The sequence below is a fragment of the Candidatus Borkfalkia ceftriaxoniphila genome, from assembly GCF_004134775.1.
Lineage (GTDB): Bacteria > Bacillota > Clostridia > Christensenellales > Borkfalkiaceae > Borkfalkia > Borkfalkia ceftriaxoniphila.
Genome location: NZ_SDOZ01000002.1, coordinates 18248 through 32679, shown reverse-complemented (window position 1 = coordinate 32679; position 14432 = coordinate 18248). Strand labels below are relative to the sequence as shown.

The 14432-nt window shown below is 52.7% G+C and carries 15 protein-coding genes; 14 read left to right on the top strand and 1 reads right to left on the bottom strand.

The features are described from left to right. The first annotated feature begins 26 nt into the window (after positions 1-26). The 5 genes from pta (at position 27) to ESZ91_RS00340 (ending at position 5950) form a co-directional block, all read left to right on the top strand. On the top strand, positions 27-1103 hold the full coding sequence (gene pta, locus ESZ91_RS00360; protein WP_268878038.1) for a phosphate acetyltransferase: 1077 nt from the start codon (positions 27-29) through the stop codon (positions 1101-1103). A 30-nt stretch (positions 1104-1133) separates the two neighbouring features. Next, positions 1134-2336 carry an acetate kinase gene (locus ESZ91_RS00355; RefSeq protein ID WP_129222988.1) on the top strand — a complete coding sequence of 401 codons (1203 nt, stop codon included), beginning with the start codon at positions 1134-1136 and terminating at the stop codon, positions 2334-2336. 109 nt (positions 2337-2445) lie between these two features. After that, positions 2446-2631 (top strand): 50S ribosomal protein L32, encoded by a 186-nt coding sequence (gene rpmF, locus ESZ91_RS00350; protein WP_129222986.1) that lies wholly within the window; start codon positions 2446-2448, stop codon positions 2629-2631. A gap of 66 nt (positions 2632-2697) precedes the next feature. After that, positions 2698-3309, top strand: coding sequence for an SGNH/GDSL hydrolase family protein (locus ESZ91_RS00345; protein WP_129222984.1), 612 nt, complete (start codon positions 2698-2700; stop codon positions 3307-3309). 130 nt (positions 3310-3439) lie between these two features. Beyond that, positions 3440-5950, top strand: coding sequence for a heavy metal translocating P-type ATPase (locus ESZ91_RS00340; protein WP_129222982.1), 2511 nt, complete (start codon positions 3440-3442; stop codon positions 5948-5950). A gap of 80 nt (positions 5951-6030) precedes the next feature. Here ESZ91_RS00340 and ESZ91_RS00335 read toward each other — a convergent pair whose 3' ends face one another. After that, a complete protein-coding gene (locus tag ESZ91_RS00335) occupies positions 6031-6216 on the bottom strand; it encodes a hypothetical protein (RefSeq protein WP_129222980.1) in 186 nt (61 codons plus the stop codon). A gap of 131 nt (positions 6217-6347) precedes the next feature. On the opposite strand from ESZ91_RS00335, the gene ESZ91_RS00330 reads away from it, so the two are divergent. The 9 genes from ESZ91_RS00330 (at position 6348) to ESZ91_RS00290 (ending at position 14404) form a co-directional block, all read left to right on the top strand. After that, the gene (locus ESZ91_RS00330; RefSeq protein WP_129222978.1) at positions 6348-6689 is read left to right on the top strand and encodes an ArsR/SmtB family transcription factor; all 342 of its coding nucleotides are present in this window, start codon (positions 6348-6350) and stop codon (positions 6687-6689) included. A gap of 132 nt (positions 6690-6821) precedes the next feature. Beyond that, entirely contained in the window at positions 6822-8627 is a 1806-nt protein-coding gene (uvrC, locus tag ESZ91_RS00325; RefSeq protein WP_129222976.1) for an excinuclease ABC subunit UvrC, read from the top strand. Further along, positions 8628-9452, top strand: coding sequence for a Cof-type HAD-IIB family hydrolase (locus ESZ91_RS00320; protein WP_129222973.1), 825 nt, complete (start codon positions 8628-8630; stop codon positions 9450-9452). Then, a complete protein-coding gene (hprK, locus tag ESZ91_RS00315; protein ID WP_129222971.1) occupies positions 9449-10372 on the top strand; it encodes an HPr(Ser) kinase/phosphatase in 924 nt (307 codons plus the stop codon). The genes ESZ91_RS00320 and hprK overlap by 4 nt, the downstream gene beginning before the upstream one ends. 90 nt (positions 10373-10462) lie before the next feature. Then, complete coding sequence (locus tag ESZ91_RS00310) at positions 10463-11452, top strand: type 2 periplasmic-binding domain-containing protein (RefSeq protein ID WP_129222969.1); 990 nt, start codon at positions 10463-10465, stop codon at positions 11450-11452. Between the two features lie 48 nt (positions 11453-11500). Then, the gene (gene murB, locus ESZ91_RS00305) at positions 11501-12394 is read left to right on the top strand and encodes a UDP-N-acetylmuramate dehydrogenase (RefSeq protein ID WP_129222967.1); all 894 of its coding nucleotides are present in this window, start codon (positions 11501-11503) and stop codon (positions 12392-12394) included. Between the two features lie 4 nt (positions 12395-12398). Beyond that, positions 12399-13175 (top strand): PHP domain-containing protein, encoded by a 777-nt coding sequence (locus tag ESZ91_RS00300; protein ID WP_129222965.1) that lies wholly within the window; start codon positions 12399-12401, stop codon positions 13173-13175. Position 13176: 1 nt separating this feature from the next. Then, entirely contained in the window at positions 13177-14139 is a 963-nt protein-coding gene (gene whiA / locus ESZ91_RS00295; RefSeq protein ID WP_161970976.1) for a DNA-binding protein WhiA, read from the top strand. 7 nt (positions 14140-14146) lie between these two features. Continuing rightward, positions 14147-14404 carry an HPr family phosphocarrier protein gene (locus ESZ91_RS00290; protein WP_129222961.1) on the top strand — a complete coding sequence of 86 codons (258 nt, stop codon included), beginning with the start codon at positions 14147-14149 and terminating at the stop codon, positions 14402-14404. The last annotated feature ends 28 nt before the right edge of the window (positions 14405-14432 follow it).

The window sequence follows — 14432 nt, the reverse complement described above, 5'->3', positions numbered from 1 at the left end:
TTTTGAGAAATATACTATAATACTGTATGGTAAACGCACTGATATATAAAATTATTATATACCAAAAGCGAAAAAAAATAAAGCGATTGGAGCATAGGAGAAAAATGGCTACTTTCATGGACAACATCAAAGCGAAGGCGTCCGCTTTAAACAAACGCATCGTTCTTTGCGAGGGGGAGGACAGCCGCGTCGTAAAAGCGGCTGCCGATACCGTTCGTCAGAAGATCGCAAAGATAACCCTTCTCGGCGTAGAGGAGGAGATCAGAAAGGCGAATCCCGACGTCGATCTGACGGGCGTGGATATCGTAGATCCCGCGAAGAGCGAAAAGAGAAAGGAATATGCGGCGCTTTTGTATGATCTGAGAAAGTCAAAGGGCATGACGGAAGAAGAGGCGGAAAAACTTTCTTACGACAATACGTATTTCGGCGTTTTGATGCTGAAAGCGGGCGACGTGGACGGGCTCGTTTCGGGCGCGTGTCATTCGACGGCGAATACGCTGCGTCCCGGTTTGCAGATCGTGAAGGCGGCGCCCGGCGTTCCTTTGGTTTCCAGTTATTTTCTGATGGTGGCGCCCGAGGGCGGCAACCAATACTGCGAGGACGGCGCGTTCGTATATTCCGACTGCGGTCTTAACGAAAACCCCACGTCGGAACAACTCGCGGAGATCGCGATCATATCCGCAAAGACCGCCGAGCGGATCGCGGGCATGGAGCCGCGCGTCGCGATGCTCTCCTTCTCCACGAAAGGCAGCGCGAAACACGCCGATATCGACAAAGTGACGACGGCGCTCGCGCTCGCGAAGGAAAAGGCTCCCTCTTTGAATATAGACGGAGAGTTGCAACTTGACGCAGCCATCGTCCCGTCCGTCGCAAGTTCCAAGGCGCCCGGCTCCAAAGTCGCGGGGCATGCGAACGTGTTGATCTTCCCCGATCTGGACGCGGGAAATATCGGATACAAACTTACGGAGCGTCTCGGCGGGTTCCAGGCGATCGGACCTCTCTGCCAGGGATTTGCCAAACCCATCAACGACCTTTCCAGAGGCTGTAAGTCGGACGACGTCGTCGCCGCGGTGGCGATCACCGCGTTGCAAACGCAATTATAAAAATTAAACGAAAAGGGGTGTTATAGAATCATGAAAATTTTGGTAGTAAATGCCGGAAGTTCTTCTTTAAAATATCAACTCATCGATATGGACACCGAGGGCGTTATCGCCAAGGGCGGCTGCGAGCGCATCGGTCTTCCCAAATCCATTCTCAAACACAAGACGGACAAGGGCGAAAAGATCATCGAACAGGATATGCCCGACCATAAAGTGGCAATCCGTCTGGTTCTGGAGGCTCTCGTCCATCCCGAATACGGCGCGATCTCTTCGATGAAGGAGATCGACGCGGTGGGGCACCGTCTCGTACACAGCGCCGAAGATTTCAACTGCTCCGTGCTCGTCAACGACGAGGTAATGGAAAAATGCCGCAACAATATCGAGTTGGCGCCCCTGCACCAACCCGCAAACATCACGGGTATCGAGGCGTGCATGGAAGTCATGCCCGGCACGCCCATGGCGCTCGTGTTCGACACCGCTTTCCATTCCACCATGCCCGATTACGCGTATATGTACGCCATCGACTACGACGATTATAAAAATTATAAGATCCGCCGCTACGGATTCCACGGTACCAGCCATAAATTCGTATCGCAGGAAGCGGCGAAGTATCTCAATAAAAAGCCCGAAGATTTAAAGATCATCACTTGCCATTTGGGCAACGGATCTTCCATCAGCGCGGTGAAGGGCGGCAAGTGTGTGGATACGAGCATGGGCTTTACGCCCCTTTGCGGCGTGCCGATGGGCACCCGTTCGGGCGACATCGATCCTTCCGTGGTCGAATATCTCTGCCATAAAAAGGGTTACGATTTGGCGCAGGCGATCGAGTATCTCAACAAAAAGTGCGGCGTTGCGGGCGTGAGCGGCGTTTCCAGCGATTTCCGCGACCTGACCAAAGCGGCAGCCGAAGGCAATGAGCGCGCGCGTCTTGCGCTCGATATTTTCAATTACCAGTGCAAAAAATATATCGGCTCGTACGCGGCGGCGATGGACGGCGTAGACTGCGTCGTGTTTACCGCGGGCATCGGCGAAAATACGGCGGAGGTGCGCAGCGCCATCTGCAGGGATATGGATTTCTTCGGCATCAAAATCGACGAAACTAAGAACCTGACGAAAAACGACGGCTCCATCCGCGATATTACCGGAAAAGGCTCAAAGGTGAAAGTTCTCATCATTCCCACCAACGAAGAACTGGTCATCGCGCGCGAAACGAAAGCGCTCGTGGAAGGCAAATGATTTTCGCAAATTCCGATAAAAAAAGTTGACAAAGATTTTTAAATATTATATAATTTTTAAGGTCAATCAAGATTTGAACGGAAAATAGTTAATAAAGAGGTGTATAAACATGGCGGTACCCAAGGGAAAACAATCGAAGCAAAGGACTAATACCAGATTTGCCAATTTCAAGGCAACGGCGCCTACCCTCGTGGAGTGTCCCCACTGTCACGAGTTGAAGCAGCCCCATAAGGTATGCAAAAAATGCGGTTACTACGACGGCAAAGAAGTTGTTTCCGTGGAAGAGAAAAAGTAATCGACGAATTAGTTTTTGTTTGCGGCGGATCCAATCGATCCGCCGTTTATTCTATGGAGGAGTGAGATGTTAACTATACATAGCGGTGCGCGCGTCTTATTCGACGGCGACAGCGTAACGGACTGCGGACGCGATCGGCAGGATCGCCACAGCTTGAGCGGTTATAACGACAAGATCGCAAGAAACGCGCACGCGGGCGTGGAGTTTTTCAACCGCGGCATTTCGGGCGACCGTTCCAAAGATCTTTTGGCGCGTATCGAAAGCGACCTGCGGGATACGAAGCCGGACGTCGTTTCCATTCTCATCGGCATCAACGATACCTGGCGCCGATACGACGAAAACGATCCCACGACGGCGCTTGCCTACGAGCAAAATATGCGCGGAATTTTGAAAACGGTGCGCGCGTTCGGCGCTAAGATCATACTGTTGGAGCCGTTCCTGCTGCCGACGCTGGAAAGATTTCAGATCTTCCGCGAGGACTTGGATTTCAAGATAGACGCGGCGCGGAAATTGGCGCGCGAATTTGCCGACGCGTACGTGCCTTTGGACGGACTGTTTGCCGAGGAAACGCTTACGACCGAACCCGCGCTCCTTTCCTTCGACAGCGTGCATCCGACAGAACTCGGCAACGAAAAAATTGCGCGTTGGTGGCTCGAAAGGGTCCGTTTCGAAGTTTAACGAATTGTTTTATTGGATATAAATCTCCCGAACGTTTTTCATCGGGAGATTTTTTTCTTGACAAATTTTGGGAACGGTATTATAATAATTGCAAGTAAATCAGTTGCAATTAAACGAGGTTAATCAGAATATGACGGAACAGAAATTCGATATCAGCGGCATGACCTGCGCCGCGTGTTCGGCGGGTATCCAAAAAACGGTCGGTAAAATGGACGGCGTGCGCGTTGCGGAAGTCAGTCTGATGGGGGAGAGCATGCGTGCGGAATTCGACGAGAACGCAGTCAGCAGCGAAGATATCGTGCGCGCGGTGGAAGCGCTCGGTTACGGGGCGCGTATCGCCGCGGATACGCCTGCGGGCGAACGCGTGACGGAAGAAATTCCGCATATCGTGGATGAAGCGAAAAAATTGCGCACGCGCTTTCTGCTCTCGCTGATCTTTTTGATCCCGCTCATGTATTTTACGATGGCGCATATGCTCGTAGGCGCGCCGCTGCCCTCTTTTGCGAAACCCGCCGTCAATTTCGCGCTCGTGCAACTCGTACTCACCACGCCGATTCTCTTTATCAATTACGCCTTTTTTACAAGCGGCGTCAAGGCGGCGATCAAGCGCGTTCCCAATATGGATACGCTCGTTTCGCTCGGTTCGGCCGCTTCCTATATTTACAGCGTCGTCGTTATGTTCGTCATCGGCGTGCGCATGAATGAGGGAGATATGTCATCGGCGCATAAACTGGCAATGGACGGAATGTTTTTTGAATCGGCGGCGATGATACTGACGCTCGTCACGCTCGGTAAATGGCTGGAAGCGCGCTCCAAGAAAAAGACGGGCGAGGAGATCGAAAAACTTTTGAAACTCGCGCCCGACACCGTCACGGTGGAGCGGGAGGGCGAACAGGTGCAGATTTCCCTGCGCGATCTGAAAATAGGCGATATCGCAGTCGTCAAGCAGGGCGACAGTATTCCCGTGGACGGCGAGATCGTCTTTGGCGCGTCCTTCGTCGATAAATCCGCCATCACGGGCGAGAGCCTTCCCGTGGAAGTTGCGGAGGGCGACTACGTGACGAGCGCTTCGGTGAACAAGGGCAACATACTCAAAGTGCGCGCCGAAAAAGTGGGCGAGGACACCGTCCTTTCCAAGATCATCAAACTTGTGCGCAGCGCGGGTACGAGCAAAGCGCCCATCGAGCGCACCGTGGATAAGATCGCGGGCGTGTTCGTGCCCGTCGTCCTTCTCATCGCGCTCGTGACGTTCATTGTTTGGGTGATCATCGGCGCGGCGGGCGGAAACGTGCAAATTTCCCGCGCGCTGAATATGGCGATCAGCGTTTTGGTGATCTCCTGTCCCTGCGCGCTCGGGTTGGCGACGCCCGTGGCGGTCATGGCTGCGACGGGCCGCGGCGCAGCGCTCGGCGTCTTATATAAGGACGCAGAAGCATTGCAAAAAGCGCGCGGCATTCAGATCGTACTTTTGGATAAAACCGCGACCATTACCGAGGGAAAACCGCGCGTGACCGATATCGTCGCGTTCGGACGATATACGCGGGAAGACGCGCTGTCAATGGCAGGCGGCATTGAACTCAATTCCAATCATCCCTTGGCGGAATGCGTGGTGGCGAAGGCAAAGGAAGAAAAAATTTCTTTCCGCAAGATCGAAGATTTCGTCTATTACAGCGGCAAGGGCGGATCCGCCCGCGCGCAGGGAAAGGTATGTCTGATCGGCAATGCCCGTTTGATGAAGGAGAACGGCGTCGCATTGAAAGAGTGCGAAGAAGAGGCTGCAAAACTTTCGGGCGAGGGAAAGACGGTTCTGTACCTTGCGGAAGGCGGGGACTTGGTCGCCCTCATCGGCGTGGCGGACACGCTGAAAGAGGGCAGTAAAGAGGCGGTCGCACGTCTCATAAAAGAGGGGCTTACGCCCATCATGCTCACGGGCGACAGTCAGTCCGCCGCAAAGGCGATCGCGGCGGAGGTTGGCATAGAGCGCGTGTACAGCGAAGTTTTACCCGAAGACAAACTCGCGGCCGTACGCGAAAATCAGAAAGAAGGTATGACCGCGATGGTCGGCGACGGCATCAACGATTCGCCCGCTCTGAAACAGGCGGACGTCGGTATGGCGATGGGCAACGGCACCGACGTAGCCATCGACTCTGCGGACGTGGTGCTCGTCGGCGGCGATTTGCGCTCGGTCAATTCCGCCATCGAATTGAGCCGCGCGACCGTGCGCAACATCAAAGAAAATCTCTTCTGGGCGTTTATTTACAATGTGTTGGGGATCCCCGTCGCGGCGGGCGTGCTGTATTCGGTGGGTGTCGTCCTGAATCCGATGATCGGCGCGCTGGCGATGAGTTTAAGTTCCGTATTCGTGGTGGCGAACGCGCTGCGCCTCACCGCGTTTAAACCCAAATCGGGCGCGAAAATCAAGAAAAAAGGAGAAAGGAACATGAAAAAGATCTTAGTGATCGAAGGCATGAGTTGTTCGCATTGCAGTGCGCGCGTGGAGAGCGCGCTCAACGCGATCGAGGGCGTGCATGCGAGCGTAAACCTCAAAAAGAAGACCGCGGAAGTCGACGGCGACGCCGCGGACGAGATCCTGATAAAGGCTGTGGAAGACGCGGGCTATTCCGTCAAAAAAATCAAATGACAAGAAAAGCGGGCCACCCTTGACAGGCGGCCCGCTTTTCTTTGTTGGGAGTATTGAGTTATCGAGGAATGAGCAAAAAATCAGTTTCCGCAGCCGCACGAATTGCCGCAAGAGTTACCGCCGCCGATACGGTTGTTTCCGCATCCGCAGCCGAGGTATTGCATTGCGATCAGCGCCGCAAAGCATGCCAACTCCGTATTGGAAATGTTACACGAACATTTCAATAAGTATAAAAGTGCGATCCAGAGAATAATATCAGAATTCATGAAAGAACCTCCTTTTGACAAATTTTGCGCAACTATGTTTTTATCCGACAAAATCGGTAATGTGCATATATTGACATATACGCCTCCGTCGTTTACAATGATAGTATACATTTTGGTATCGGAGGTGTTTCATGGAATGCGATATGCTTTTATTGGACAGGCGGACGCAGTCTTTGGTAGAGGATTATGTACCGAGCGGTGAGATCTTGGAAGGGATCGTCTGCTTTTTCTCTATTTTTTCCGACAGTACGAGGGTACGGATCTTATCCGCGCTCGCGATCACGGAAATGTGCGTGACCGACCTATCCCGCGTTCTCTCCATCAATCAGACCACAGTCTCCCATCAACTGCGCTTTCTGAAAAACGTGGGCATCGTCAAAACGGAGCGGCACGGCAAGATCATCTTTTACAGTTTGAAGAACGAAACGGTAAACGACGTCCTTTTAAAAGGGGTGGAATTTCTGGGATATTGAATACATAAACACGGATAAAAAGGGCGGCTTTTTAAGTTGCTCTTTTTTATTGCAAAAAGTCTCCGCTTGTAGTATAATTTATGGGAAGAAGAATACGAAGTTTTCTGCGCTTACGTATTTCTATATCATAATATGAACGTAATTCAAGAAAAGTTAAAACTTTTGCCCGACGATCCGGGCGTATATATCATGAACGATCGCGACGGCAACGTGATCTACGTGGGAAAGGCGCGCAATCTGAAAAACAGAGTGCGTCAATATTTTCATGCCTCGGTAAAGACGGAAAAGGTCATGGCGATGGTGCAGAACGTCACCGATTTCCATTATATCATCACCAAATCTGAGATCGACGCGCTCGCGCTTGAAAACAACCTCATCAAAAAATACAAGCCGAAATACAATATCCTCCTCAAAGACGATAAAACGTATCCCTATATCAAAGTCGCGATCTCCGAAAAGTTTCCCTCTTTTTCCGTTTCGCGCAAACTGAAAAAGGGAAGCAAATATTTCGGTCCGTATATGGGCGGCGTGCGGGTGCGCGACGTTCTGGAAATGGTCAACGTGGCGTTCGGCGTGCGGCTTTGTTCGACGAACGTCGGTGAAAAACCCAAAAAACCTTGTCTGAATTATCATATCCACCGCTGCCTTGCCCCGTGTGCGCATCTGTGCACCGCCGAAGAATACGGCGAGCGCGTGCGGCAGGCGATCAGATTTTTGGAGGGCGACGAAACGGAAGTGGAACGCCTTCTGACGGAAAAAATGCAGAAATTCGCCGCGCAGGAAGAATTCGAACTGGCTCTAGACTGCCGCGAAAAACTCAATATGCTCTCCAAGATCAAATTGAAGAGGATCACCGCGCTCAACCGCGACCTCAACGCGGACGTCATCGCTTTCGCGACCAACCAGATGTACGCCGCCGTCAATATTCTCATCACGCGCCGCGGCATCATGCAGGGCGCGAGCACGTTCGCCGTGGAAAATACTTCCACCGACGCGGAGGCGCTTTCGTCCTTTATTTCGCAGTACTACGCCTCGCACGAGATCCCCGACGAGATCATTACGCACGACTACTGCGAAAGCAAACTCATCGAGGACTTTTTCCGTTCTCGCTATCAGAAGAACGTAGCCGTGATTTCGCCGCGGCAGGGCATTCGCAAACAACTCTTGGAAATGGCGGAAAATAACGCCGCCGATTATCTGGAAAAGGCGATCGATAAGATACGCCATAAAGAAGATATGACCGTGACCGCCTGCGAGCGCTTGCAGGAAATTTTAGGGCTTTCGCGTTACCCGCGGCGCATGGAATGTTACGATATTTCCAACATCAGCGGCGTGGATAAAGTCGGCTCCATGGTCGTCTTTATCGACGGCGAGGCGGACCGTTCGAGTTACCGAAGGTTCCGTATCCGCACGGTGGAGGGCGCCAACGACTTTGCGAGTTTGCAAGAAGTTCTGACCCGCCGCTTGTCAAAACTCGGCACCGAGGAAGAGGAACGCTTTCCCAAGCCAGATCTCGTCATCATCGACGGAGGCAAGGGGCAACTCTCCGCCGTCAAGGAGATTTTCGATCGTATGGGCGTTGCGGATATCGATCTTATATCCCTTGCCAAACGCGAAGAGGAAGTTTTTACGCTCGATTCTAAGGAGAGCATACTGCTCGATAAGCGCGATTACTGTCTGAAAATGTTACAGCGCATCCGCGACGAGGCGCACCGCTTTGCCATCACCTATTTCCGCAATATTCATTCCAAGCGCTCGCTTTCGTCCGTTCTGGAAGAGATTGAAGGCGTGGGAAAGAAAAAGCGCGTCGCGCTCGTGGAAAAATTCGGCTCGATCGATAAGATCATGCATGCGTCGATCGGGGAACTGATGCAGGTGGACGGCGTCGGGGAAAATCTGGCAAAACAAATCAAAAAATTCTTTGAGGATAAAATATAAATGATAAAAAAATATCCGCTGATCGTTTCTGATTTCGACGAAACGCTGCGAAACGACGAGGGTACGATATCTCCCGAAAACGCGGAGGCGATCCGCAAATACATTGCCGCAGGCGGCATTTTCGCCATCTGTACGGGGCGCATGATGACTTCTATTCTGCCGCACGCCGAAAGTCTGCGGCTCGACAGCCTTCTCGTAGGCTATCAGGGCGCGCTCATACTCGATTTAAAGAGCGGGAAATATCTCCGCGACGAACATATGAGCGTGAAGGAGGCGGTGCGCGTCTGCCGCACGCTCGAAAAAACGGGGCTGCACATTCACGTGTACGATCGCGACAAATTTTACGTGAACGCGGACGACGGGCTTCTCGCCGCCTATGAACGAATCTGCAAAGTCAAGGGCAAGATCGTTACGAGCGGCATGGCGGATTTCGTCGTGCAGAACGGGATTCAGCCGCAGAAAATTCTGGCGATGGTAGAGCCCGAACAAAAGGCGGCGGTCTTTGAAAAGACCGCGCAACTTCTGGGCGAAGATTTTTACGTGACGACGAGCGCGGGCGCGCTCGTGGAAATTACGAAAAAGGGCTGTGACAAAGGGAGCGCCGTGCGATTTCTCGCAGATTATTATCGCGTCCCCATCGAAGACGTCATTGCGATCGGGGACAATATCAACGATATTCCCATGATCGAAGCCGCGGGGCTGGGCGTCGCGGTGGGGAACGCCGTGCAGCCGCTCAAAGACGCCGCGGACGAAGTGACGCTGACGAATAATCAGAACGCCGTGGCGCATATCATTGAAAAATACGGAATGGGGGAAAATCCATGAACGAAGTAACGCAGAGCGAAGACGTTTTGCTCGATTCTTTTTGCCGCGATCTGGGGCTGGAAGTGGTCTACGCGGGGCGGGGGAAAGTGACGCTGGATACATACAGCGTGTGCCGTCCCGGTTTGCAGTTGGCGGGCTATTTCAAATTTTTCGAATCGGAACGCATCCTCGTGCTCGGCAACGCGGAATATGAATTTCTGCGCGATCTGACGAGCGAAGTGCGCCGCGAGCGTTTAAGGGAGATCCTGTCCTATCCGGACCTTCCCTGCATCATCATGGCGCGCGATCTGCCCGTCGTACCCGAAATGATAGAGGAAGCGCGCAAAGTCGCCTGCCCCATCCTTCGAAGCGACCGCATGACGACCACGATCATCAACGACCTGTTTTTATATCTCAACCGCAAATTGGCGCCTTCCACAACGATGCACGGCGTTCTGATGGACGTATCGGGCGTGGGGATCCTGCTCACTGGACACAGCGGTATCGGCAAGAGCGAAACGGCGATGGAACTGATCAAGCGCGGGCACAGACTGGTCGCGGACGACAGTGTGATCGTGCGCAAGATCATGGATTCGCTCGTCGGCACGTCTCCCGAAATGATCCGCTATTTTATGGAACTGCGGGGCATCGGCATCATCAATATCAAGAATATGTACGGCTCGGGGTCCATACTCAACGAAAAGGAGATCGAGTTGGTCATGGAACTGGAAAACTGGGAAGAGGGCAAGGCGTACGATCGACTGGGCGAAGGCTCCATGTACGAAAATATTCTGGGCGTCAACGTTTTGAAACACACCGTCCCCGTCAAACCCGGGCGCAACCTTTCCATCATTATCGAAGTCGCGGCGCGCAATTTCCGTCTGAAAAGCATGGGCTACGACGCGGCGCAGGAACTCATCGGCAGAACGATCGGAAGATAAAAAAAGGCATACGGAAAGTATGCCTTTTTTCTTTATATAAAGTACTTTGCCAGACATAAACCGCCCGTATCGGTTCATATATATATACGTATGAAAAAGCGGATAGTAAGGATCTGCGCGATCGGATTGATACTGGCAATCGTGACCGTTTCGGTTTTTTTTGCCTATCCCGCGCTCACGGAAAAAGAACAGGCAGAAGCGGAAGGCGTCAACGATATTCTCCGCGTCTGGCATATAGACACGTTTGAAGGCGGCAAGGGTTCGCGCGCTTCTTTTCTCGGCGCCGCGGCGAAAAAATTCGAAAAGAAAAATAAGGACGTTCTCGTCATGGTGGTACCGCATTCCGTATCCAGTGCAAGGGTCGCGCTGGACGCGGGCGAGGCGCCCGATATGATCTCTTTCGGCACGGGCGGCGCGCTCTGTCCGGAACTCTTTCTGCCTCTCGAAAAATACGATTTTCCGTATTCGAAACAGAACGGCAAGACGTACGCCGTGCCCTGGTGCCGCGGCAACTATATGTTCTTTACGCTCGACGGCGATTTTACCGACATGACGGCGGAAAACACCGTGATATCGGAGGGAAATTATTCCATGGCGCTCGTCGCGGCAGCGTGCGAATCTCTCGCGGGCGGGCAGGCGAAAAGTTCCGTTTCCGCCTACGTCGATTTTCTGAACGGTAAATACAAGTATCTGTTCGGGACGCAGAGGGACGTCGCCCGCCTCAATACCCGCGGCGCAGCGTACACGGCAAAGCCCGCCGAAAGTTTTTCCGATCTCTATCAATACATCGCCGTTTTGTCTTCCGACGCGGCGAAATACAATGCCTGCCTAGATTACGTCGCGCTTTTGTTATCCGAATCCGTGCAGAAAGATTTGAAGGGCGTGGGCATGATGAGCGCTTATTATTCCATATACGACGAGTCGAACGCCGCCCTGCAAGATGCGGAAAAGATTTCCGCCGCCGCAGGCGTGAGCGCCTTTATCGAGGAAAATTCTTACGCCGAAATGCGTGTTCTCGCCGCGGAGGCTCTCGGCGGGAACGGCGAGTCGTTAAAAAAAATGAAAAACTTCCTTATATAGCGTTGTAAAAATCCGCGTTTTGTAGTAAAATATAGGAGAACAGATAAATTGATCGAATTCCAGGAAATACCGTCCTATTTGCCGCACGTACGTTTCAGCAGGGACTTTTCCTTTTCCCGCCATACCACGGTGGGGATCGGAGGCACAGCGCCCGTCGCTCTCTATCCGAAAAACGAGAAAGAACTGACGGATACGGTGAATTTTTTGCTCGAACGGCAGATCCCTCATTTCTTTTTGGGGCAGGGCGCGAACGTGCTCGTTTCCGACGAAGGATTTCAAGGCGCGGTAGTTTGTACAATCGGTATGAAAAAAATCTCGCGCATGAGCGAATGCCGCGTCTATGCGGAGTGCGGCGCGACCGCCGAACAGTTGGTGCGTTTCACCGCGGAAAACGCGCTGACGGGCGCGGAGTTTTTGGCAGGGATTCCCGCAAGCGTGGGCGGGCTCGCGTTTATGAACGCCGGCGCCGACAATACCTACGTGCAGTCGGTTATCGAAACCGTCCGCGTCGTCCGCAGCGGGGTTCTGACGGATGTACCTGTCGATGAATGCGGATATTCTTATAAAAAGAGCGTGTTTCAGACAAACGGAGACTGTATCGCGGGGTGCGTTTATAGGTTCCGCGCGGGGAACGTGACGGAGATCGCCGCCAAAGTGCGCGCGCGCCGCTTTGCCCGAAGCAAACTGCCCAAAGGCAGAAGCGTGGGCTGCGTCTTTCTGAATCCGCCGCAGGGACCCGCGGGAGAACTCATCGAGCGCGCGGGCTGGAAAGGCTTTTCGATCGGCGGGGCGCTCGTATCGCCCGAACACGCCAATTTCATCATCAATACGGGAAACGCCACGGCGAAGGATTTTCGCGAACTTGTGGGGCGGATCCGACGGGATATATATACGAAAACGGGAATTAAATTGCAAGAGGAGTTCCGTTACATAGGAGAATAGCATCATGTTGCTGACAGGCGATTATCACACACACACAGTTTACAGCCACGGAAAAGGAACCGTGCTGGAAAACGCGATGCAGGCAAAGGCGCTCGGCTTAAAGGAAATAGCCATCACCGATCATGGTTTCGAACAGTTGGCGTTCGGTATCAAGCATAAAAAAATGCCCTCGCTCATTCGCGACGTCAAAGAGGCGACCGAAAAGACGGGCGTGCAGGTTTACGTGGGTATCGAAGCGAACCTCTGCGGCGAAAACGGCCGCACCGACCTCAAAAGCGAAGATTACAAAGATTTCGACGTGTTTCTGATGGGCATTCACCGCTTTGTGAAATTCAATAACTTCAAGAGTTGGTACAATCTCTTCTGGTCCAATTATATTCACACGGCGCTCCCCGTCAAGCCTCCCAAAAAACTGGTAGACTACAATACGCGCGCCTATATCAACGCCATCGAAAAATATCCGATAGACGCCGTCACGCACCTCAACTTTCTGTGCTTTTGCAACGTGGAAGAGGTGGCGAAAGCGGCGCGCGATTACGGCACGTATATCGAACTCAATTCCAAAAAAAAGCATCTGAGCGACGAGGAGTTGGAACGCGTGCGCGACACGGGCGTGCGCTTTCTCGTCAATTCCGACGCGCACTCGGTGGACCGCATCGGCGACACCGCGCTCGTGGACGAACAACTCGAACGCGTGAAGATCCCGCGCGATCGCATCGACAATATCGACGGCAGACTGCCGAATTTCCGTTTCCGAGAATATAAAGAGAGAAATTTATAGCGTGAGTACTTCCGTAAATTTTACCTATGAGATCAAAAAAGAAATCATTCGGAACGGGTTTGAAAATACCTGTTGCAAAACGGCGGCTCTGTCCGCCTTTTTGCGTGCAACGGGCAGCATCATCACCCGCGGCCCGCACGTCGGTTTCGAGATCGTGACGGAGAGCGAAAACGTCGCGGAATACTTTGTGGGGCTCATAGAAAGCATGTACGGCGCGGAACTCAAGATCGCGGAAGTCGGCACGGACAACCGCAACGGCCGCGACAGGTTGGTTTTAGACTGCGTGGGGGAGCGTTCTTTCTTTATCCTCTCCGAACTCGGCCTCGCCGAATTCGACGGCGAGGGCGTCAATCTGAAAATGGAGATCGATCCCTATCTCGTGGAAAACGCCTGCTGCCGCCGCGCCTATATCCGCGGCGCGTTTCTGGGCAGCGGCAGTTGTACGCTTCCCAAAGAGGACGAGTCGGGCTCGGGCTATCATTTGGAGATCGTTTTTTTCGGCGAGGCGCTGGCGGATAACTTTTGCGACCTTTTGGCGCAATTCGACGTGCTTGCCAAGTGCGTGCAGAGAAAAAATTCATACGTCGTCTACCTAAAAAGCAAGGACAGCATTTCCGACTTTTTACAACTGTGCGGGGCGGAGAACTGTCTTGAAAAACTGGACGGACTCGCCGAACGGCGGGAAATGCGCAACAATATCAACCGCGTCGCAAATTGTATGCAGAAAAACTACGATAAGAGCGTATTGGCGTCCGTAAAGCAGATCCGCGCGATCGAAGTCATCGATTCGGTCATCGGGATATCGGGGCTGGACGAAGCGTTGGAAACGGTGGCGCGGGCGCGGCTGTCGGACAGGGAGGCGTCGCTCAAAGAACTGGGGGAACGGCTGGGGATCAGCAAAAGTTGTTTGAACCACAGGCTCAGAAAACTGGTTAAAATTTCCGAAGAATTGACGGAGGAGTGAATTTCGAATGGAAAAAGTAGTGTTTCAATATAAAAAAGGATCGTACAGCGCGTACGATGCGCAGCGGATCGTCTTTGAGGCGTGCAAATTCGAGAGCGATATTTCGATCGGGACAGAACGCAAGCGCGGCAACGCAAAAAGTATCGTGGGGTTGATTTCCATGCAGTTCGTCAAGGGCGAAGAATACTACGTGACCGCCGAAGGGCGCGACGCGGCAAAGGCGGCGAGCGCGATCGCAAAATTTATTTCGACGCTCGCAGATTAAATTTTTACTTTATTTTACATAAGCACAA